At 68.7% G+C, this 20,819-nt stretch carries 18 protein-coding genes; 17 read left to right on the top strand and 1 reads right to left on the bottom strand.

The window, feature by feature from the left end; all coding sequences use genetic code 11:
* The 5 genes from G7B71_RS13850 to G7B71_RS13830 form a co-directional block, all read left to right on the top strand.
* Nucleotides 1–1,358, top strand: a 1,358-nt coding sequence (locus tag G7B71_RS13850) for an alpha/beta fold hydrolase (protein WP_166041896.1), incomplete at its 5' end; no start/stop codon positions are given.
* Nucleotides 1,359–1,366: 8 nt separating this feature from the next.
* Nucleotides 1,367–2,416 carry an enoyl-CoA hydratase/isomerase family protein gene (locus G7B71_RS13845; RefSeq protein WP_166041898.1) on the top strand — a complete coding sequence of 350 codons (1,050 nt, stop codon included), beginning with the start codon at nt 1,367–1,369 and terminating at the stop codon, nt 2,414–2,416.
* Nucleotides 2,417–2,426: 10 nt separating this feature from the next.
* Nucleotides 2,427–3,206 carry an enoyl-CoA hydratase-related protein gene (locus tag G7B71_RS13840; RefSeq protein WP_166041894.1) on the top strand — a complete coding sequence of 260 codons (780 nt, stop codon included), beginning with the start codon at nt 2,427–2,429 and terminating at the stop codon, nt 3,204–3,206.
* Between the two features lie 108 nt (nt 3,207–3,314).
* Nucleotides 3,315–4,253, top strand: coding sequence for a 3-hydroxyisobutyrate dehydrogenase (gene mmsB / locus G7B71_RS13835; RefSeq protein WP_166041892.1), 939 nt, complete (start codon nt 3,315–3,317; stop codon nt 4,251–4,253).
* 63 nt (nt 4,254–4,316) lie between these two features.
* Nucleotides 4,317–5,486: a GNAT family N-acetyltransferase gene (locus tag G7B71_RS13830; protein WP_166041890.1), complete on the top strand. Its 1,170-nt coding sequence runs from the start codon at nt 4,317–4,319 to the stop codon at nt 5,484–5,486.
* Here the strand turns inward: G7B71_RS13830 and glpK are convergent, their stop codons facing one another.
* The gene (glpK, locus tag G7B71_RS13825; protein WP_166041888.1) at nt 5,487–6,959 is read right to left on the bottom strand and encodes a glycerol kinase GlpK; all 1,473 of its coding nucleotides are present in this window, start codon (nt 6,957–6,959) and stop codon (nt 5,487–5,489) included.
* Nucleotides 6,960–7,067: 108 nt separating this feature from the next.
* Between glpK and glpD the strand changes: the two genes are divergently transcribed.
* The 12 genes from glpD (at nt 7,068) to G7B71_RS13765 (ending at nt 20,609) form a co-directional block, all read left to right on the top strand.
* On the top strand, nt 7,068–8,555 hold the full coding sequence (gene glpD / locus G7B71_RS13820) for a glycerol-3-phosphate dehydrogenase (protein WP_166041886.1): 1,488 nt from the start codon (nt 7,068–7,070) through the stop codon (nt 8,553–8,555).
* 6 nt (nt 8,556–8,561) lie between these two features.
* Nucleotides 8,562–8,933, top strand: coding sequence for a hypothetical protein (locus G7B71_RS13815; RefSeq protein ID WP_166041884.1), 372 nt, complete (start codon nt 8,562–8,564; stop codon nt 8,931–8,933).
* A 69-nt stretch (nt 8,934–9,002) separates the two neighbouring features.
* Nucleotides 9,003–10,358, top strand: a complete 1,356-nt coding sequence (locus tag G7B71_RS13810) for an amidohydrolase family protein (protein ID WP_166041882.1) — start codon at nt 9,003–9,005, stop codon at nt 10,356–10,358.
* A 9-nt stretch (nt 10,359–10,367) separates the two neighbouring features.
* On the top strand, nt 10,368–12,200 hold the full coding sequence (locus G7B71_RS13805) for a DUF885 family protein (RefSeq protein WP_166041880.1): 1,833 nt from the start codon (nt 10,368–10,370) through the stop codon (nt 12,198–12,200).
* Nucleotides 12,201–12,220: 20 nt separating this feature from the next.
* Nucleotides 12,221–14,077 carry a DUF885 family protein gene (locus tag G7B71_RS13800; RefSeq protein WP_166041878.1) on the top strand — a complete coding sequence of 619 codons (1,857 nt, stop codon included), beginning with the start codon at nt 12,221–12,223 and terminating at the stop codon, nt 14,075–14,077.
* A gap of 73 nt (nt 14,078–14,150) precedes the next feature.
* Entirely contained in the window at nt 14,151–15,161 is a 1,011-nt protein-coding gene (gene argC, locus G7B71_RS13795) for an N-acetyl-gamma-glutamyl-phosphate reductase (RefSeq protein WP_166041875.1), read from the top strand.
* Entirely contained in the window at nt 15,158–16,318 is a 1,161-nt protein-coding gene (argJ, locus tag G7B71_RS13790) for a bifunctional glutamate N-acetyltransferase/amino-acid acetyltransferase ArgJ (RefSeq protein ID WP_166041872.1), read from the top strand. Before argC ends, argJ begins: the two co-directional genes overlap by 4 nt.
* The gene (argB, locus tag G7B71_RS13785; protein ID WP_166041869.1) at nt 16,315–17,181 is read left to right on the top strand and encodes an acetylglutamate kinase; all 867 of its coding nucleotides are present in this window, start codon (nt 16,315–16,317) and stop codon (nt 17,179–17,181) included. The genes argJ and argB overlap by 4 nt, the downstream gene beginning before the upstream one ends.
* Nucleotides 17,178–18,038, top strand: coding sequence for an ornithine carbamoyltransferase (locus tag G7B71_RS13780; protein WP_166041866.1), 861 nt, complete (start codon nt 17,178–17,180; stop codon nt 18,036–18,038). The genes argB and G7B71_RS13780 overlap by 4 nt, the downstream gene beginning before the upstream one ends.
* Before the next feature lie 163 nt (nt 18,039–18,201).
* Complete coding sequence (locus G7B71_RS13775) at nt 18,202–18,687, top strand: arginine repressor (RefSeq protein ID WP_166041863.1); 486 nt, start codon at nt 18,202–18,204, stop codon at nt 18,685–18,687.
* A gap of 12 nt (nt 18,688–18,699) precedes the next feature.
* On the top strand, nt 18,700–19,935 hold the full coding sequence (locus G7B71_RS13770; protein WP_166041860.1) for an argininosuccinate synthase: 1,236 nt from the start codon (nt 18,700–18,702) through the stop codon (nt 19,933–19,935).
* A complete protein-coding gene (locus tag G7B71_RS13765; RefSeq protein ID WP_166041858.1) occupies nt 19,932–20,609 on the top strand; it encodes a type 1 glutamine amidotransferase in 678 nt (225 codons plus the stop codon). Before G7B71_RS13770 ends, G7B71_RS13765 begins: the two co-directional genes overlap by 4 nt.
* The last annotated feature ends 210 nt before the right edge of the window (nt 20,610–20,819 follow it).

The following is a 20,819-nucleotide window of genomic DNA, read 5'->3' as shown; positions in this document are numbered from 1 at the left end:
ATTCGAATCTGCTCGACGAGCATGACGGGCCGAACAAGGCGATGGTCGGCTTCCTTCTGGAAAGCTGGCTGAACGCGGTCGCTCCGACCAATTTCGTGATGACCAACCCGGACGTCGTGGAGCGGACCCTTGAGACCAAGGGCGCCAACCTCGCCCGCGGCTTCGCCAACCTTCTGGAAGACCTCAACGAGGGCAACGGCATCGTCCGGCGGCGGACCGATCCCAATGCGTTCGTGAAGGGAGAGACGATCGCGGCGACCCCGGGCGAGGTGGTCTTCCAGAACGAGCTGTTCCAGCTCATCCAGTACACGCCGACCACCGACAAGGTGGCGGCCGAGCCGCTCCTCTACGTGCCGCCGCTGGTCAACCGCTTCTACATGATCGACCTGGTGCCGCGGCAGAGCCTGGTCAGATGGCTGGTCGAGCAGGGCCGCACCGTCTTCGTCATTTCCTGGGTCAACCCGTCCGAGGAGCAGCGCGATTGCGCGGTCGAGGATTATGTCGTCACCGGCATCGCAGAGGCGATCGGCCAGGTGCGCGAACGCACCGGCGCCAAGCCGGACCTGTTCGCCTTCTGCCTCGGCGGGACGCTCGTGGCGATCACCCTCGCCTGGCTGGCAGCGCAGGGCCGCGGGAACGAGGTCAATTCGGCAACTTTGATCGGATCGATGATCGATTTCGCCGACATGCGCGACTGGTCGGCCTTCGTCCACGAGTCGCATCTCGATGCGCTCGACGAGCATCTCGCCCAGCAGGGCTATATCGACAGCGTCGAGCTTCAGCGGCTGTTCTCGGCGATGCGGGCCAACGACCTTATCTGGTCGAGCGTGGTGAACCACTATCTCCTCGACAAGCAGGCGCCGCCGTCGGACCTGCTCTACTGGTTCGAGGACGGGGCGCGGATCCCCGCCGCCTTCCTCACCTCCTACAATCGCGAGCTTCTCCACGGGAACAGCCTTCGCGAGCCCGGCGCGTTCGAGGTGAAGGGAACGTCGATCGACCTTGGCGCGATCGAGACCCCTATCCTGTCGATCGCTCTCAAGGACGACCACGTGTCGGCCTGGGAAGCGGTCTATGACGGCGCCAAGCTGCTCAACGCCGACTTCGTCCTCGGCGGCTCCGGCCACAATGCCGGAGTGATCAACCCGCCCGCCGCCAACAAGCACGGCTTCTGGACCAGTGACGCCGATGCCACGACCGGCAAGGAATGGCTGGAGGCGGCAACCCGCAACGACGGTTCGTGGTGGCCCTGGTGGACGGAATGGCTTAACGCGCACGGCTCCGGCAAGCGGGTTCCCGCCCGCGCCATAACAGACGGGATCGAACCCGCGCCGGGAAGTTACGCAAAGGCTCCCTGATGACTTCCATGATTGATACCGTTCGCGCGTTCGCCGAAGGCGCCGCGGGACGGCTGCGACTGAACCGGCCGAAGGCGCTGCACGCTCTGGACCTCGAGATGGTGCTGGCGACGACCCGGGCCCTCCTCCAGTGGCGCGACGACCCCAATATCCGCCTCGTCCTGATCGACCATGCCGAGGGCCGCGGCTTCTGCGCCGGCGGCGACGTGGTCGCGATCGCCAATTCGGTGGCCGCGCATGACAGTGTCGCGGAGGAGTTCTTCCTCCACGAATATCGCATGAACCACCTGCTGTTCACCTATTACAAGCCGACCGTGGCGTTCATGGACGGAGTCACCATGGGCGGCGGAGTCGGCATCGCCCAGCCGTGCCGCTACCGCGTAGCGACCGAGAATACCCGCTTCGCCATGCCCGAGACGACGATCGGGTTCTTCCCCGACGTCGGCGGCGGCCGCTACCTCTCCCAGCTGCCGGGCTGTATCGGCAAGTTCCTGGCGCTGACCGGTGCCCGCCTCGACGGCGCCGAGTGCAAATATCTCGGCATCGCCACGCACTATATCCCCTCGGCGAGCCTCGAAGAGGTGAAGGCGCGGATGATCGAGCATCCGGAGCGCGCCGAGGGCATTCTCGGCCAGGCGAGCATCACGCCGCCGGACGCGAAGATCGCGGACAATGTCGGGCGCATCAACAAGCTGTTCGCTCCGGACCGGCTCGAGGACATCCTCGAGGGCCTCGAGGCCGACGGCTCGGACTGGGCGCTGAAGGAGCTCGCGGCGCTCAAGACGAAGAGCCCGCTGTCGTGCAAGGTCTCGCTTCGCCTGCTCGCCCAGGCCTATGGCATGCCGAGCTTCGCCGCCGAGATGACGACCGAATATGCGCTCGCCGTCCACATGACCAACCATCCGGATTTCCGCGAGGGCGTGCGCGCGCTGCTGATCGACAAGGACAATGCGCCGAACTGGACCCCGGCGACTCCGGAAGAGGTGACGGACGAGCTGATGGACGCGATGTTCGCGCCGCTGCCGGACGGCCAGAAGTGGACGCCGCTGGCGGAATAAGGAGAGGATGATGGCCGAGTACGAAACCATCCTGGTCGAGCAGCGGGGGGCGGTGACCTTGGTCACCCTCAATCGGCCGCAGCAGCTCAACGCGCTGAACAGCCAGGTGCTGGGCGAACTCATCCGGGCGTTTCGCGCTTATGATGCCGACAGTTCGCAGCGCTGTCTGGTGCTCACCGGCAGTGGCGAAAAGGCCTTCGCGGCCGGCGCGGACATCAAGGAGATGGAGAGCCAGGGCTTCGCGGCCATGTACGGCTCCAACTTCTTCGCCGGCTGGGAGCAGGTCACCGCGACGCGTAAGCCGTGGATCGCGGCGGTGGCGGGGTTCGCGCTGGGCGGCGGCTGCGAGGTGGCGATGATGGCGGATTTCATCATCGCGGCGGATACCGCCAAGTTCGGCCAACCGGAGATCAAGCTGGGCGTCGCGCCGGGCATGGGCGGATCGCAGCGGCTCACCCGCGCGATCGGCAAGGCCAAGGCGATGGAAATGTGCCTCACCGGCCGGATGATGGACGCCGCCGAGGCGGAGCGTTCGGGCCTGGTGGCGCGCGTGGTACCGGCGGCCCAGCTGCTCGACGAGGCGATGAAGACCGCCGAGACTATTGCGTCGATGGCGCCGCTCGCGGCGATCGCCAACAAGGAAATGGTCAACGCCGCGGACGAGAATTTCCTCGCCCAGGGCATATTGTTCGAGCGCCGGCTGTTCCACGGCCTGTTCGGGACCGAGGACCAGAAGGAAGGCATGTCCGCCTTCGTCGCCAAGCGGCAGGCGGAGTGGAAGGGGGAGTAGATTCCCCTCCCGCTTGCGGGAGGGGTTAGGGGTGGGGTTAACCAACACCCCGCGAGCGGAGAGTAGGCCCACCCCCGGCCCCTCCCGCAAGCGGGAGGGGATTTCGAAATGGCACGCGTCGCATTCATCGGGCTCGGCAATATGGGCGGCGGGATGGCCGCGAACCTCGCCAAGGCGGGGCATGACGTTCGGGCGTTCGACCTCAGCGAGGCCGCTCTGGCCAAGGCGGAAGAGCGCGGGTGCCTTCGCGCCGCGTCGGCCGCCGAGGCGGTCGCCGAGGCCGAGGCCGTGGTCACAATGCTGCCGGCCGGCAAACATGTCCGCGACGTCTATGAGACCAGCATCATCGGCGTGGCGCCGACGTCGGCGATCCTGATGGATTGTTCGACCATCGACGTCGCGACGGCGCGCGAGGAGATCGCCAAGGCCGAGGCCAAGGGCTACCGAATGGTCGACGCGCCGGTGTCGGGCGGGATCGCCGCGGCCGAGGGCGGCACCCTCACCTTCATGGTCGGAGGCTCGCCCGAGGCCTTCGCCGCGGCCCAGCCCTTCCTCGACCTGATGGGCAAGGCTGTGATCCACGCCGGCGGCACGGGCGCTGGGCAAGCGGCGAAGATCTGCAACAACATGCTTCTGGGCGCGTCGATGATCGCGACCTGCGAGACCTTCGTTCTGGCGCAGAAGCTCGGCCTCGACCCGCAGACCTTCTTCGAAATCTCGTCCAAGGCGTCGGGCCAGAACTGGTCGATGACCAGCTATTGCCCGGTCCCGGGCGTCGGGCCGGAGACCCCGGCGGACCGCGACTATGAAGGCGGCTTCGCGGCGGCGCTGATGCTCAAGGACCTTCGCCTGGCGATGGAGGCGGCGCAGGGCGCGGACGCCTACACGCCGATGGGCGCCTATGCCGAGGAGCTCTACACCCGCTTCGCCGAGAAGCTTGGCGGTGCCGGCAAGGACTTTTCCGGGATCATCAAGATGATCGACGACAGCTGGACCCCGCCCGCCGGCAGCGTGGCCCCGCCCCCGCCGCTCGGCGCCAAGATCTGATCAGAGGCCGGTTCACCATTTCCTAGGCTTCCTCCCCTACTGCGAACGGATGGGAGGGGGTCGATGAACTTGCCGGCCAGCGCAGCCACGGCAGACCAGACGGGCCAGCCGTTCGCGGTGTCGGTGGCGGCCGGCGTGCCCGACGCCCTCGACCGCCTCGCCGGCTCGATCGATCTCGACCACGGATTCCTTCGCGCCGCCTGGTTCCGGGCGGCCGGCGCGGACTCGACCCTGCTCGCCAACGGCGCCGACGGCGCGCTACTCGCGGCCTTTCCGACGGCCCGCGCGGGGCCAGCGGCGATCGGCGCCCGGGCGGTGGTCGGCGCCTATTGGCCGTTCCGCACCGTGCCGATCTCCCAACGGCTCGGCGATGCCGAGCTGGAAGCGCTGCTCGCGGACCCGCGCACCCGGGCCGCGCTCGGCCCGCTGTGGCGGATGGGGCCGTTCTACGAGGACGATCCGGCCGGCGCGCGGCTGATCGAGGCGGCGCCCAAGGCCGGCTGGACGATTCTCACGCGAAGCCTCGGCAACACGTTCGTGCTCGAGGTCGCCGAGCTGCGCGCGCAGGGGCCGTGGCCGCGCCCATCGACGCTGAAGCGAATCCGCAATTACGAGCGCCAGCTTGGCGAGGTCAGCTACGAGCGGATCAGCGGCGGCGACTGGTCGCCGGCGGTGTTCGACGCCCTCGCCGAGATCGAGGCGGCGAGCTGGATCGCCAGCCGCACCGACGGCAGCGGCGCAAAGTTCCTCAACGCCGCGTCGCGCGCCTTCTGGGAGAAGGCCGCGTCCGACCCGGTGCTGGCGGAGATGATGTCGGCGCTGATCCTGCGCGTCGGCGGCAAGCCCGCCGCCTTCTGCTTCGATCTCAATGTCGGAACGCTCCAGTACAGCATCGCGGGCAGCTACGAAGCCGCCCTCGCCAAGCTGAAGCCCGGCAAGATCGCCACTTACCGCAACATCGAATGGGCGCTGGAGCGCGGAATCACGCGCATCGACTGGGGCGCCGGCGACGGCGGCTACAAGAGCGAGATCGGCGCCGTGAAGGGGCCGCGCATCGTCGACTGCCTGTTCGTGCGCAACGCGTTCGTCGCGTCGATGCTTCGCCCGCGCTGGGAGCGGCCGGTCACCGACGGCAGCGGCGACGATGCCCGCAAACTGCCGTTGAGCCGGCGCGAGCTGCTGCTGCTCGCCAGCCTGATCACCGCCGCAACAGCGGGCGCGCTCGCCGAATAGTCAATTCGCGAGGACGGCTTTCAGCGCCATCCGCCAGGCATCGAGCCGCGCCGAGCGCGTGTCCTCGTCCATCGCCGGCTCGAAGCGCTGGACCTCGCCGCGCATCGCCGCCGCTTCCTCGAGGCTCGCGAACAGGCCGCAGCCGACGCCCGCGAGCATCGCCGCCCCGACCGCGGTCGTCTCCACGAAGGCCGGCCGCTCGACGGTGACTTCGAGCATGTCGGCGAGGTCCTGGGCGAGCCAGTCATTGGCGCTCATGCCGCCGTCGATCCGAAGGCGCGTCCACTCCGCGCCATCCGCCGCGAAGGCGGTCATGAGGTCGTGGCTCTGATGGGCCATCGCCTCCAGGGCGGCTCGGACGATCTGGGCGCGGCCCGTCGCGAAGCTGAGCCCGGAAATGCTGGCGCGGGCATCGGGCCGCCAGTGCGGCGCTCCGAGGCCAGTGAGCGCGGGCACGATCACCGCACCGCCGCTGTCGGGGATGGAGCGCGCCAGCTCCTCGCTTTGCGCCGCGGTGACGAGAAGGCCGAGGGAATCGCGCAGCCATTTGATCAGGCTTCCGGCGACGAACACCGAGCCTTCCAGCGCATAAGCCATGGCGCCGTCCAGCCGCCACGCGACGGTGGTCAGCAGGCGGTGGTGCGACGGCTGCGGGTGTGCGCCGGTGTTGGTGAGGATGAAGGCGCCTGTGCCGTAGGTCGCCTTGGTGTCGCCCGGCGCCAGGCAGGCCTGGCCGATCGAGGCGGCCTGCTGGTCGCCGGCCATGCCGGTGATCGGGATCGGCGCACCGAACAGTTCCGGCGACGTCGAGCCGTAGCGGCCGGCGCAGTCGACGATCTCGGGAAGAGTGGCCGGCGGCACCTTGAACAGGTCGAGGAAGCCCGCGTCCCACATGCCCTTCTGGATATCCATGAGCGCGGTGCGGGCGGCATTGGTCGCGTCGGTGACGTGGAGGCCGCCGGTCAGCTTCCACACCAGCCAGGATTCGATCGTGCCGATGGCGAGGTCGTCACCGGCTTCCTTCAGTTGCGGCCAGCTCGCCATCGCCCAGGCGATCTTCGAGCCGCTGAAATAGGGATCTAGGAGAAGGCCGGTGCGCTCCTGAAGCGGCGGCTCGTAGCCCTTCTCCTTCATGCCCGCGCACAAAGCTGCGGTTCGGCGGTCCTGCCAGACGATGGCGGGGGCGAGCGGCTCTCCCGTCCGCTTGCTCCAGAACACGATCGTCTCGCGCTGGTTGGTGATTCCGATGCTGGCGATCGCGGCGGGCCCGCCGACCTTGGCGACGCAGGTCCGCGCGCAATGGAGCGTAAAGTCCCAGATTTCGCGCGCATCATGCTCGACCCAGCCGGGGCGGGGATAATGCTGGGTGAATTCCTTCTGGACGATGCCGCGGCATTCGCCGTCCGGCGCGAACAACATCGCCCGTGTGCTGGTCGTGCCTTCGTCGATCACGAGGATAAAACGTTCGGACATCCTACACTCCGGCTTGCCTGAGCTTGTCGAAGGCCGCTCCTTCTGTACTTCCGCTAGAAGGAAGAGGGGCCCTTCGACAAGCTCAGGGCAGCCGGTCTAGGGGAGCGCATGGACAGTTTCGACCTGCTCGTCATCGGCGGCGGCATCAACGGGGCGGCGATCGCGCGCGACGCGGCCGGGCGCGGGCTGTCGGTGCTGCTGGTCGAGCGGGACGACCTCGCCAGCCACACAAGCTCGGCGTCGTCGAAGCTGGCGCATGGCGGGCTGCGCTATCTCGAGCAATATGAGTTCCGGCTGGTGCGCGAGTCGCTGCGAGAGCGCGAGATCTTGCTGCGCAACGCGCCGCACATCGTCCGGCCGCTGCGCTTCATCCTGCCCGATCCCGCCGGCGGCCGGCCGTGGTGGCTGATCCGGCTCGGGCTGCTGCTCTATGGCCTGCTGGCCGGGCGAAGCTCGCTGCCGCGGCCGCGGGCGGTGCGAAAGGACGACTCGGCGGCGCGCGCGCCGCTCAAGGACGGCCACATGCTCGCCGAATATTGGGACGGCTGGCTCGACGACGCGCGGCTGGTGGTCCTGAACGCGATGGACGCGAAGCTGCGCGGCGCCGAGGTCGGGACGCGCACCGAGCTCCTGTCGGCCCGGCGCGAGGGCGAGCGCTGGCTCGCCCAGCTGTCGGGCGGACGCGAGGTCGCGGCGCGGATGGTCGTCAACGCGGCGGGGCCGTGGGTGTGCCAGGTGCTTCACGAGCGGCTGGGCGAGCAGACCGAGGCCGGCGTGCGGCTGGTCAAGGGCACTCACATCGTCGTGCCGCGGCTCTACGACGGCGACCACGCCTATATCCTCCAGCAGCCGGACGGGCGGGTGGTGTTCGCCCTGCCCTATGGCGAGCACAACCTGGTCGGTACCACCGACACGCCGGTGGCAAAGCCGGAGGACGAGGCGCCGGAGCCAAGCGAGATCGCCTATCTGTGCGAGGCGGCCAATCGCTACTTCGTGCGCCAGACGGATCCCGCGGAGGTGGTGTGGTCATTCGGCGGAATCCGGGCACTCTACGACGATGGCGCCGCCGACGCGAAGGACGTGACCCGCGACTACCGCCTCGAGCTCGACGACGAGGGACCGAAATTACTGTCCGTGTTCGGCGGCAAGATCACCACGGCACGGGCGCTGGCGAGCGAGGCGCTCGACACGCTCGGCGTCGGCGGCCTCAAATTCACCGCGACCAGCCACCTGCCTGGCGGTGACATCGACATCCACTTCAACGGCTGGCTGGGCGAGCTCGCGCAGTGGATGCCGCAGCCGATGCTTCTGCGCATGGCCCAGGCCTATGGCACCCGGCTGCGCCGGGTGGTGGAAGACGCCGCGAGCCTCGACGATCTCGGCCGCCATTTCGGCGCGGACCTGTACGAGGCGGAGGTGCGCTACCTCGTCGACAAGGAATTCGCGCGGACTGCCGAGGACGTCGTCTGGCGCCGCACGAAGCTCGGCCTTCGCCTGTCGTCGAAGGAGCAGCGCGAGCTCGGGAATTTCATTGCCTCGCTCCTCGTCCAACGGGACGCCACAGCACTGGAACGGCTTCCCGGTGACACGGGTTGAGCCGCCATGGCTGAGGACGAACGAATCATCGGCTGGCTCGTCGACCAGAAGCAGCGGGTCGAACTGCTCCAGCAATTCCCGCCGCGCTACGAGACCACTCTCGCGGACCATGTCACTCTCGAATCCGGAACCGACGCGCCGCTGCCCGAGGCGGCCGTCGGCGAGATCGTCGGGCGCGCCGACGACGGCGAGGGCGTCGAGGCTCTGGTCGTGGCGATCGACGGCAGCACCGACCGGCCGGGCGGCGGCACCTATCACATCACCTGGTCGCTCGCCGAAGGGCGCGAAGCCAGGGAGAGCAACGACGTGATCGACCGGGACGGCTGGAGCGACCTCGACCTGCCCGAGCCGGTGACCCTGCATCCGGCGGAGTTCTGAGCGGCCGGGCTTTCCCTCCCGGAGCGATCGGCTAAGACGGGGCGTCCCTGCACAAGGAGCGTTCTGCTGATGCGCCGATTGATCCTGTTGCCGCTCCTCCTGACCGCCTTCGCATTTCCCGCCGCTTCACAGCCAATCGACATCCCACAGCCGCCGCCGGCGCGCATGCCGGCGCCGCCGGGCGCGCCGGGCGTCAGCGTCATCCATGCCGGCACCCTGCTCGATCGGCCCGGCCGGCCGCCGCGGCGCAACGCCACCATCGTCGTCCGCGACGGGCGCATCGAATCGGTGCAGGACGGCTTCATCGATGCGCCCGCCGGCGCGCGGGTGATCGACCTTCGCGACCGCTTCGTTCTGCCGGGCCTGATCGACAGCCACGTCCATCTCGACAGCGACCGCGCCGGCAATGAAGGCTTCATGGCCGACTTCACCGACAGCGTCGCGCTTCGCTCGCAGGAGGCGGCGTGGAACGCGCGCAAGACGCTCGACGCGGGCTTCACCACGGTGCGCAACCTGGGTTCGAGCGACGGCGTGACTCTTGGACTGCGCGACGCCATCACCCGCGGCTGGGCGATCGGCCCGCGAATCGTCGATGCCGGCGGCGGCATCTCAGCGACGACCGGCCATTCCGACCCGACGCTCGGCATCCGCGAGGAGCTGCACGACGAGCTGCGCGCCGGCGGCACCAATTGCGATGGCGCGGAGGACTGCCGCCGTGCGGTGCGCCGCCAGATCGCGCGCGGTGTCGACGTCATCAAGATCGCCACCACCGGCGGGGTCAACAGCCGCATCGGCCTCGGCCTCGGCGCGCAGATGTTCGAGGACGAGGCCCGGGCGCTGATCGAGACGGCGCATCTCTACGGCCGCCGGGTCGCGGTCCACGCGCACGGCGCCGACGGCGTCAATCTCGCGCTTCGGCTCGGCGCGGATTCGATCGAGCACGGAACGCTGATGGACGACGAGAGCATCCGCCTGTTCCGCCAGGGCCGGGCCTATTATGTGCCGACCCTGTCGACGGTGAACGGCTATCTCGAGCGCATCCGCACCAATCCCAACGCCTATTCGCCCGAGGTCCGGCGGAAGATCGACTGGCGAATTCAGATCACCGGGCTTTCGCTCCAGCGCGCCCACCGCGCCGGCGTGCGGATCGCGTTCGGAACCGACGCCGGCGTGTCGATGCACGGGCGCAATGCCGACGAGTTCCCGCTGATGGTCCAGCACGGCATGACGCCGGAGCAGGCGATCGTCGCCGCAACCGTCAACGCCGCCGACCTGCTCGGGCTGGCCGACGAGGTCGGAACGCTGGAGCCCGGCCGAGTCGCCGACATCGTCGCGGTGCGCGGCGACCCGCTCAGCGACGTCGGCGTGCTGCGCAACGTCAATTTCGTCATGTCCCGCGGCCGAGTTCACCGGCACGACCAGTAGGAGTCAGTCATGTTCGCACTCGATCGCCGCCAGTTCCTGTTCGGCACCGCGGCGACCGGCGCCCTTGCGGTTGCCGGCTGCGCGCCGATGGCGCGCACCGCATCAACCCATGCCGGCGCCGCAGCGCAGGCGCGGGCGATCTACGACAGCGTGTTCGAGCGGATGCTGCTCCTGTCGCCCCAGACGGCGACCAATCTCGGCCTCGACACGGGCCCGCGGGCGGCGCTCAAGAGCCAGCTGGCCGATCGCGCGGTCACCGGCCGCATCGGCTGGTGGGGGCCGCTGATCGACGCGCTGCCGCAGCTTCGAGCGATCGACGCCGGCGGCCTGTCGCTGCGCGAGCGCGCCTTCCGCGACACCGCGATCTGGTTCGGCGAGCGGGCGGTCGAGAGTCGCGCCATGACCTATGGCGCCGGCCAGACGCCCTACGTGCTGACCCAGCTCTACGGCTCCTACGTGTCGGTGCCGAACTTCCTCGACACCGAGCACAGTATCGAGACGGCGGCCGATGCCGAGGCCTATCTCGCGCGCCTCGACGATTATCACCGCAACATCGACGCCGAGGTCGCGATGACGCGCGCCGACGCCGCCGCGGGCGTGATGCCGCCCGACTTCATCATCGACAAGGCGATCACCCAGACCCACGCTGCTCTGGCTGAGCGCGGCGGCGAAGCGGGCATCGTCCAGTCGCTCGTGCGCCGCGCCCGCGAGAAGAACCTCCCCGGCGACTGGGAATCGCGCGCGATGCGCCTCGTCGACGGCCCGATCGCGGCGGCGCTGGGCCGGCAGGCGGAACTGCTTCAGGATCTGCGCGGTCGGGCCGGCGACACCGCCGGCATCGGCAGCCGCCCGCAGGGCGCCCAATTCTACGCCAACACGCTGCGTTACTATACCAGCACCGGCCTGGATGCCGAGGCGGTGCACCGCCTTGGCCTCGAGGAAGTGGCGCGCCTCACCGCCGAGGCCGATCCGCTGCTGCGCCGGCAGGGCATCGCCGAGGGACCGATCGGCCGGCGGATCGCGGCGCTCGAGCGGTTGCCGGGCCAGCTCTTCGCCAACGACGATTCCGGCCGCCAGGAGCTCCTCACCTACATTACCGGCTGGATCGAGCGGCTACGGGTGCGAATGCCGGAGATATTCCTCTCCATCCCGACCAGCCCGATGGAAGTCCGGCGCGTGCCTGTCGCGATCGAGGTGGGGTCCGCCGGGGCCTATGCGCAGGCGACCGACCTTGCCGGAAGCCGGCCGGGCATCTTCTACATCAACCTCCAGGACGTCAGCGCCCGCCCCCGCTTCGGTCTGCCGACCCTGACCGCGCACGAAGCGGTTCCGGGGCATCTCTGGCAGGGCGCGATCGTCAACGCGGCCGCCGATATCCCGATGCTGTTCCGCGCGACCGGAATCTCCGCCTTCGCCGAGGGCTGGGGCCTCTATGCGGAGTCGCTGGCGGACGAGCTCGGTTTCTATCGCGACGATCCGCTGTCCCGGATCGGCATGATCCAGAGCTTCCTGTTCCGCGCCGCGCGGCTGGTGGTCGACACCGGGATCCACGCCATGGGCTGGAACCGCGAGCGCGCGATCACCTACTTCATGGACACGGTCGGCCGGAACCGCGGCGCGACCGAGCGCGAGATCGACCGCTACATCGCGCGGCCCGGCCAGGCGACCGCGTACAAGATCGGCCATAACGAGATGCTGCGCATCCGCGACGAGACGCGGCGGCGGCTCGGACAGCGGTTCGACATCAGGGCCTATCACGACATGGTGCTGCTGGCGGGCGACGTGCCGCTCGAGGTGCTCGCCGCGATGGCACGGGATTGGGACGGCGGCCGGGTCGCCTGAGACAAGAGAGGAACAGGGGAATGACCCATCAGATCAGCCGCCGAAGCTTCCTGCTCGGTTCAGCCGCAGCAGGGGCCTTCCTCGCAGCAGGCTGCGCGCCGACGGCGCGGACCGGCTCGGCCGCCTCCAGCGCCGCCGCGCAGGCGCGCTCGCTCTACGACGCAATCTTCGAGCGGATGCTTGTGGCGTCGCCGGAACTCGCCACCGGGCTCGGCCTCGACACCGGCGCCCGGGCGGCGCTGAAGAGCCAGCTCAGCGACTCCTCGCCCGCCGGCAAGCTCAACCTCTACGCCCCGCTCGCCGCCGCACAGCCGCAGCTGCGGGCGATCGACCGGAGCGCGCTCAGCGGGCGCGACCGCGGCTGGCTCGACACCGCCTTGTGGTTCGCCGAGCGGGCGAACGAGGCGGCGACCTTCGACTATGGCGCGATCGGTGGATACAATTACCCCATTCCCTACATCATCTCGCAGCTGTCCGGCTCATACCAGTCGGTGCCGGATTTCCTCGACAGCCAGCACAAGATCGAGAGCGACGCGGACGCCCAGGCCTATCTCGACCGCCTCGACCAGTTCGCGCGCAACGTGAACCTGGAGGTCGATGGCGCTCGGGCGGACGTGGCGCGCGGCGTCATCCCGCCGACCTACATCATCGACAAGGCGCTCAATCAGACGCGGGCGCTGCGCGACGAGCGCGGGGCTCAGGCGGGGCTGGTGCGGTCGCTGACTCGGCGCGCGCGCGAGGCGAACGTCGCCGGCGACTGGGAGACGCGGGCCGTTCGCATCGTCGACGGGGCGCTGGCGCAGGCGCTCGACCGGCAGATCGCGTTCCTGACCGACATTCGCGGCCGCGCCGGGACGAGCCCGGCGGCCAACCGGCTTCCGGACGGCGACCGCTTCTACCAGACGGCGCTTCGCTTCCACACCAGCACCAACCTGACTCCGGAGGAGGCGCACCGGATCGGTCTCGAGCAGGTGCGCGAGGTCAGCGCGCAGGCGGAAGAGCTGCTGCGCCGCGAGGGGCTGACCCAGGGCACGGTCGGGGCGCGGCTGCGTGAGCTCGGGCAGCAGCAGCGCTTCCTATACCCCAATACCGACGCCGGGCGGGCGCAGATCATCGCCGACCTCAACACCCACATGGACATGGTGCGCGGGCGGATGCCGGAGATGTTCAATGCGCAGACCATCCCGACCAGCGGCATGGAGATCCGCCGCGTGCCGCCGAACATCGAGGAAGGCGCGCCGCGCGGCTATGCCCAGGGCGGCTCGCTCGACGGCACGCGGCCGGGCGTGTTCTACATCAACCTGGTCAACACGAGCATCTGGCCCAAATGGTCGCTGCCGACGCTCAATCATCACGAGAGCGTGCCGGGGCATCTGTGGCAGGGCGCGATCGTCAATTCGGCGCAGAACATCCCGCTGCTTCACCGCTCGCTCGGCATCCCGGCGTTCGGCGAAGGCTGGGGGCTGTACGCGGAGACTCTTGCGGACGAACTTGGCGTCTATCACGACGATCCGCTCGGCCGGCTCGGGATGCTTCAGAGCTTCCTCTACCGCGCGGCGCGGATCGTCATGGACACCGGCATGCACAGCCGCGGCTGGGAGCGCGACGCGACCATCCGCTACTTCCAGGACACGGTCGGGCTCGACCCGATCTCGGCGACCAGCGAGGTCGACCGCTATGTCGTGTGGCCGGGCCAGGCGACCGCCTACAAGCTCGGGCATAACGAGGTGCTCAGGATTCGCGACGAGACTCGGCGGCGGCTTGGAACAAGGTTCGACCTCAAGAACTTCCATGACCTGGTGCTGCTCTCCGGCGATATGCCGCTAGAGGTGCTGGCAGGCATGGCGCGCGAGTGGGACGGGAGCCGCCTTCCATAACAGGGCAAGCGGCCGAGTAGCGCGTCATGCATAGAGCTTGCATAATTATGCAGAGGTATGCATATGGCCGCGCATGTCGGTTGAAGTCGCCATTTTGGGAGCGTCGGGTTTCGTGGGAGCGGAGCTGCTGCGGCTGTGCGCGCAGCATCCGCTGCTCGAAGCCACGCGCCTGTTCGGGGACAGCCAGGCGGGGCTGAGCCTCGGCGAGGTGCATCCGCATCTCGCGCCGGCCTACGCCAAGGCGAAGATCGAGAAGTTCGAGGCCGACGCGGTCCCTGACGTGGACCTGGTGTTTGCGGCGCTTCCGCACGGTCATTCGCAGAAGGTGGCGCGCAAGCTGGCGGAGGCCGGCGTGGCGTTCGTCGATCTGGGCGCGGACTTCCGGCTCGACAGCGCGCAAGATTACGAGCGCTGGTACCATGAGCCGCACCAGGCGCCGGACCTGCTCGGCGATTTCGTCTATGGCATTCCGGAGCTGAACCGCGAGCGCATCCGGGGATCCAGGCTCGTCGCGGCGGCGGGCTGCTACCCGACTTCGGCGATCCTCGCGCTGTTGCCGCTGGTCCAGGCGGAAGTGATCGAAGCCGACAGCATCATCGTCGATGCGGCCTCGGGCGTCAGCGGCGCGGGCAAGAGCCTCAAGGACAGCACCCACTTCAACACGGTCGACGAGAATTTTTCGGCCTATGGCCTGCTCAATCACCGCCACACCGCGGAGATGGAGATGGCGCTGGGCGGCCAAGTGCTGTTCACCCCGCACCTCGCCCCGATGAACCGCGGCATCCTCGCGACCTGCTATGCGACCGCGACATCCGACGCCGATCCGTTGGAGATCCTGCGCGCGGCTTATGCCGACGAGCCGTTCGTCCATGTGTCGGGGGCGCTGCCCTCGACCAAGTGGACGCTGGGGTCGAACGCCATCCACCTCTCCGCCCGCCGCGATCCGCGCACGGGCCGCGTCGTCGCGCTCGCAGCGCTCGACAATCTCGTCAAAGGCGCAGCCGGGCAGATGATCCAGTGCGCCAATTTGATGCTCGGCTTCGATGAGGAGTCCGGGCTGCCGAAATGTGGAGTTTGGCCATGAGCGTTACCGCGGCGGAGGGCTTCCTTGCCTCCGGCCTTCATGCCGGGATCAAGTCGCGGCGGCGCGACATGGCGCTGCTCGTCACCGACGATCGCGCGCCGGTCGCCTGCGCGGCGGTCTTCACCCAGAACAAGTTCGCGGCGCCGCCGGTGGTGCTCGACCGGCAGAAGCTCGCCGAGAATGGCGGGCGAGCGGCGGGCATCGTCGTCAACAGCGGCAACGCCAATGCCGGCACCGGCAGGCCCGGCCTTGCCGACGCCGAGGCCATGGCGTCGGCTGCGGCCAAGGCGGTGGGCGTGGCCGAGGAGCATATGCTGGTCTGCTCGACCGGGATCATCGGCACGCCGCTGCCGATGGAGAAGATCCTGGCGGCGATTCCGAAGCTCGCCGAGAAGCTGTCCAAGGAGGGCGGCGAGGACGCGGCCTACGGTATCCTCACCACCGACAAGCTGCCCAAGCAAGCGGTGATCCATGGCTCGACCTTCACATTGGGCGGCATGGTCAAGGGCTGCGGCATGATCGCGCCGAACATGGCGACGATGCTCGCCTTCCTCACCACCGACGCAGAGGTCGACCGCGATGCGTTGCAGCGCATTCTGGCGGAGGCGTCGGACCGCACGTTCAACACTCTGAACGTCGACGGCGCCACCTCGACCAACGACAGCGCCTTCTTGATGGCGAGCGGGCGGCGCGGGCCGGCCGACGTCGCCGAGTTGGCCGACGCGGTCCATCGGCTGTGCGAGGATCTGACCCTGCAGATGGCGCGCGACGCCGAGGGCATGACCAAGATGGTCCGCCTGCGCGTCACCGGCGCGGCGAGCGACGCCGAGGCGCGGGCCGCGGCCAAGTCGATCGCCGAGAACAACCTGGTCAAGTGCAGCTGGTACGGCGCCGATCCCTATTGGGGCCGGCTTCTCGCGGCAGCGGGCTCGGCGGGGATCATGTTCGAGACCGAGAAGAGCGCAGTGGCCTATGGCGGCATCAAGGTCGCCGCCGAGGGCGCTCCCCTGCCACATGACGAAAAGGCGGTCGCGGCTCACATGGGCCAGGAATGCGCCGAGATCGAGGTCATGCTCGGGCTCGGCGACGGCGAGGCCCAGGTGATCGGCATCGACCTCGGCCCCGGCTACATCAAAGAGAATAGCGTCACGTCATGACCAGCCCCGCAACCACCGCGCAGGTCCTGGTCGAGGCCCTGCCCTATATTCGCCGCTTCGCCGGCAAGAGCGTCGTCGTGAAGCTGGGCGGCAATGCGATGGACGATGCGGTCGAGCGGGCGATCGCGCAGGACGTGCTTCTGCTCCGCTCGGTCGGCGTGCGCTGCGTGCTGGTCCATGGCGGCGGGCCTCAGGTCGACCAGATGATGAAGCGGGTCGGCAAGAAGCCGGAGTTCCGCGACGGCCTTCGCGTCACCGACGCGGAGACGCTCGAGATCGTCCGGATGGTGCTGGTGGGGAAGGTCAACCGCGACCTCGTCGCTCGGATCAACCAGGAAGCCGGCGACGATCCGGTCGCGGTCGGAGTCGCGGGCGAGGATGGCGGGCTTCTGGTCGCGACCCCGCGCGAGGCGGCCCTCGGCTTCGTCGGCGACGTGACCCATGTCCGCGCCGACCGGCTCGCCAAGCTGCTCGACGACGGCCTTGCGCCGGTCGTGTCGACGATCGGATCGGACGAAACCGGCCAGCCCTACAATATCAACGCCGACGAGGCGGCGCGCGCGATCGCGGTGGCGATGGGCGCGGAGAAGATCGTCTACCTGACCTCGGCCCCGGGGCTGCTCGAGGACGTCAATGACGAGAGCAGCCTCGTCCAGCGGCTGAGCTCGGACGAGCTTCGCGAGCGACTCGGCGGCGGCAGCGTCAGCGCCGGAATGATCCCCAAGCTGCGCGCCTGCGCCGACGCGGTGGACGGCGGCGTCGGCAGCGCGCACATCATCGACGGCCGGGTGCCGCACGCGATCCTGATCGAGCTTCTGACCGACGCGGGCATCGGCACGATGATCACGAGGGGGACGGAATGAGGGACCTGCTGACGCTGCACGAGATCGGCGCCGAGGGCGTCGCGGAGATCCTGGCGTTGTCGGAGAGCGCCGACCTCGGCGCGCCGCTGGCCGGCAAGGGCGTCGCACTGGTGTTCGAGAAGCCTTCGGCGCGGACCCGCAACTCGATGGAGATGGCGGTCAGGCAGCTTGGCGGCCATCCGATCTACATCCAGAAGGACGAGGTCGGGATCGACACGCGCGAGACGGCCGAGGACGTGGCGCGCACCCTCGCCTGCTATCACTCGGTGATCGCGGCGCGGGTGATGGATCACGATCATCTGACGCGCATGGCCGCCGCGGCCGACACGCCCGTCCTGAACATGCTGTCGGACACCGACCACCCGCTCCAGGGCCTCGCCGACCTGCTGACCATCAAGCAGCTGGTCGGGCGGGTCGAGGGCGCGCGCGTCGCCTATGTCGGCGACGGCAACAACAATGTCGCCAAGTCGCTCGCCGAGGGCTGCGCGCTGGCTGGCGCCGAGCTGGTCATCGCGAGCCCCGAGGAATTCCAGCTCGCCGACCCGCCCACGGGCGTCCGCCAGGTGGTGAGCCCGGCCGAGGCGGTGGTCGGAGCGCAGGTCGTCTATACCGACGTGTGGGTGTCGATGGGCCAGGCCGAGGAGACCGCTCGGCGCAACGCGGCGCTGGCGCCCTACCAGGTCGACGAGGCGCTGATGGCGCTAAGCGACGACGCCTGGTTCCTTCACTGCCTGCCGGCGCGGCGTGGCGAGGAAGTCGAGGCGGCGGTGATCGACGGCCCGCGCTCGGGCGTGTGGCGGCAGGCGGAGAACCGCATGCACACCGCGCGCGGCGCGCTGGCGTGGATGGTGGGGTGATGGATTCGGTGCTTCCCCATCCTCCCTGTGCGGCGCAGCCGCATGGGGAGGGGGACCGCTCGCGAAGCGAGTGGTGGAGGGGCTGTTCGAGCCTCGCGCCAAGCCCCTCCACCGCCTTCGGCGGTCCCCCTCCCCATCGCTTCGCGACAGGGAGGATTATGCTGTGACCGATACGCGCGAGCGGAGGCTTCGGGCGCTGGCGGACCTGATCCGCGCGGAGCCGATGTCGAGCCAGGAGGAGCTGACCGAACGGCTTCGAATGCTCGGCTATTCGCTGACCCAGGCAACGGTGTCGCGCGACCTGGAGCAATTGGGCGCGGTCAAGGTGAAGCGCGAGGGGACCTTGCGCTACGTGCTGCCCGACCAGATCGGCGCGCGCGACTGGGCGGGCGTCAATCTCGAGCGGATCATCCGCGACTGGGTCCTCGAGGTCGAGCCGGCCGGGCCACTGGTCGTTCTGCGCACGCCGCCGGGGACCGCCCATCTCGTCGCGTCGACCATCGACCAGGCGCAAATGTTCGAGATCGCCGGAACGGTGGCGGGCGACGACACCATCTTCCTCGCCATCCGGGACGGCAATCCGATCGCCGAGGTGATCCGCCGTTTCGAGGCTTTGATGGGCCGCGGACGGACCGACACGATCGTATAACGAAGGACGAACATGACTGACGCACCGAAGAAGGTCGTGCTGGCTTATTCCGGCGGGCTCGACACCTCGATCATCCTGAAGTGGCTTCAGACCGAATATCGCGCGGAAGTGGTGACCTTCACTGCCGATCTCGGCCAGGGCGAGGAAGTGGAGCCGGCGCGGCGCAAGGCCGAGCTGCTCGGCATCAAGCCGGAGAATATCTTTATCGACGACCTGCGCGAGGAGTTCGTTCGCGATTACGTGTTCCCGATGTTCCGGGCGAACACGGTCTATGAGGGCCAGTACCTGCTCGGCACCTCGATCGCCCGGCCGCTGATCGCCAAGCGTCAGATCGAGATCGCTCGCCAGGTCGGGGCGGACGCGGTCAGCCACGGGGCGACGGGCAAGGGGAATGACCAGGTGCGCTTCGAGCTCGGCTATTATGCGCTCGAGCCGGACATCAAGGTGATCGCGCCATGGCGCGAATGGGACTTCGCCAGCCGCGAGCAACTCATTGATTTCGCAGAGAAACACCAGATCCCGATCGCCAAGGACAAGCGCGGCGAGAGCCCCTTCTCGATCGACGCTAATTTGCTCCACTCGTCGAGCGAGGGCAAAGTGCTCGAGGATCCGGGCGCGGAGGCGCCGGAATATGTCCACCAGCGCACCATCTCGCCCGAGGACGCGCCGGACAAGCCGACGATCATCTCGATCGACTTCGAGCGCGGCGATCCCGTCGCGATCGACGGCCAGCGGATGTCGCCGGCGACGCTGCTGACCGCGCTCAACAAGCTCGGCCACGACAACGGGATCGGCCGCCTCGACCTGGTCGAGAACCGCTTCGTCGGGATGAAGTCGCGCGGCGTCTACGAGACTCCCGGCGGGACCATCCTGCTCGCGGCGCACCGCGGGATCGAGAGCATCACGCTCGACGGCGGCGCCATGCATCTCAAGGACGAGATCATGCCGCGCTACGCCAAGCTCATCTATAACGGCTTCTGGTTCTCGCCCGAGCGCGAGATGCTTCAGGCGCTGATCGACAAGAGCCAGGAGCATGTCACCGGTACGGTGCGCGTGAAGCTCTACAAGGGCAATGCGACGGTGGTCGGCCGCGAGAGCCCGTTCGCGCTCTACGACCAGGATCTGGTCACGTTCGAGGAAGGCTCGTCGAGCTACGATCAGCGCGACGCGGCGGGCTTCATCCGGCTGAACGCGCTTCGGCTGCGCACGCTGGCCAGCCGCGACCGCAAGGCGGCGCGCGGCGAGTGAGGCTCGCGGTTCTCGAGACCGGGCGGCCGCCGGAGGCATTGGTCGGACGGTTCGGCACCTATCCGGACATGTACGGACGGATGCTCGAGCTCGAGGCCCGGCCGAGCTATGACGTCGCGGCGGGGGAGTTGCCGGAGCGGCCGGAGGACCATGACGGCTATATCGTCAGCGGGTCGCCGGCGGGGGTGTACGATCCGCTGCCATGGATCGGCGCGCTGTTCGGCTTCCTTCGCGAGGCGCGCGGCAAGGCGAAGCTGGTCGGCATCTGCTTCGGCCATCAGGCGATGGCGCAGGCGTTCGGCGGCAGCGTGACCAAGTCGGACAGGGGCTGGGGCGTCGGGCTTCACGATTATTCGGTGGCCGAGCGCCAGCCCTGGATGGACGGCGAGACGAGCGTTGCCATTCCGGCGTCGCACCAGGACCAAGTCATCGCCCAGCCGCCGGGGTCGGTGGTGACGATGGCGAGCGCGTTCACGCCCTATGCCGGACTCGCATGGGGCGACGAGGCGATCTCCTTCCAGTTCCACCCGGAGTTCGAGCCGGATTATGCCAAGGCGCTTATCGAGACCCGGCGCGGGCGGCTGGACGATGCCGACGCGGCCATCGCGTCGCTCGACCGCCCCAACGACAATGCCCGGGTGGCGCAGTGGATCGCGCGGTTTTTGAAGGGCTGATCCTTAAGCCCTCTCCCCAGCGGGGAGAGGGTTGGGTGAGGGGGATCCGACTTAGAGAATAATCGCGGACATCGAGCCCCCTCACCCCGACCCTCTCCCCGCTGGGGAGAGGGAGAGAGCTTAGAGCTCGACGAACTCGCCGCCGATCGAGCGGGAGAAGCCCTGGAACTCGGCGATCGCGCGGCCGTCGGCGGTGCGCACGCTGACATT

The organism is Sphingosinicella sp. YJ22, from assembly GCF_011320075.1.
Lineage (GTDB): Bacteria > Pseudomonadota > Alphaproteobacteria > Sphingomonadales > Sphingomonadaceae > Allosphingosinicella.
The sequence above is the reverse complement of the archived record's forward strand: the minus strand, read 5'-3'. Positions and strand labels throughout refer to the sequence as shown.

What these genes read in the sequence shown, in the direction of transcription:
- G7B71_RS13845 (WP_166041898.1), top strand. Translation starts at nt 1,367, where the DNA reads ATGATTGATACCGTTCGCGCGTTCGCCGAAGGCGCCGCGGGACGGCTG.
- G7B71_RS13800 (WP_166041878.1), top strand. Translation starts at nt 12,221, where the DNA reads ATGACCCATCAGATCAGCCGCCGAAGCTTCCTGCTCGGTTCAGCCGCA.
- G7B71_RS13815 (WP_166041884.1), top strand. Translation starts at nt 8,562, where the DNA reads ATGGCTGAGGACGAACGAATCATCGGCTGGCTCGTCGACCAGAAGCAG.
- glpD (WP_166041886.1), top strand. Translation starts at nt 7,068, where the DNA reads ATGGACAGTTTCGACCTGCTCGTCATCGGCGGCGGCATCAACGGGGCG.
- G7B71_RS13810 (WP_166041882.1), top strand. Translation starts at nt 9,003, where the DNA reads ATGCGCCGATTGATCCTGTTGCCGCTCCTCCTGACCGCCTTCGCATTT.
- G7B71_RS13840 (WP_166041894.1), top strand. Translation starts at nt 2,427, where the DNA reads ATGGCCGAGTACGAAACCATCCTGGTCGAGCAGCGGGGGGCGGTGACC.
- G7B71_RS13770 (WP_166041860.1), top strand. Translation starts at nt 18,700, where the DNA reads ATGACTGACGCACCGAAGAAGGTCGTGCTGGCTTATTCCGGCGGGCTC.
- G7B71_RS13805 (WP_166041880.1), top strand. Translation starts at nt 10,368, where the DNA reads ATGTTCGCACTCGATCGCCGCCAGTTCCTGTTCGGCACCGCGGCGACC.
- argC (WP_166041875.1), top strand. Translation starts at nt 14,151, where the DNA reads ATGTCGGTTGAAGTCGCCATTTTGGGAGCGTCGGGTTTCGTGGGAGCG.
- argJ (WP_166041872.1), top strand. Translation starts at nt 15,158, where the DNA reads ATGAGCGTTACCGCGGCGGAGGGCTTCCTTGCCTCCGGCCTTCATGCC.
- G7B71_RS13830 (WP_166041890.1), top strand. Translation starts at nt 4,317, where the DNA reads ATGAACTTGCCGGCCAGCGCAGCCACGGCAGACCAGACGGGCCAGCCG.
- G7B71_RS13780 (WP_166041866.1), top strand. Translation starts at nt 17,178, where the DNA reads ATGAGGGACCTGCTGACGCTGCACGAGATCGGCGCCGAGGGCGTCGCG.
- glpK (WP_166041888.1), bottom strand. Translation starts at nt 6,959, where the DNA reads ATGTCCGAACGTTTTATCCTCGTGATCGACGAAGGCACGACCAGCACA.
- argB (WP_166041869.1), top strand. Translation starts at nt 16,315, where the DNA reads ATGACCAGCCCCGCAACCACCGCGCAGGTCCTGGTCGAGGCCCTGCCC.
- mmsB (WP_166041892.1), top strand. Translation starts at nt 3,315, where the DNA reads ATGGCACGCGTCGCATTCATCGGGCTCGGCAATATGGGCGGCGGGATG.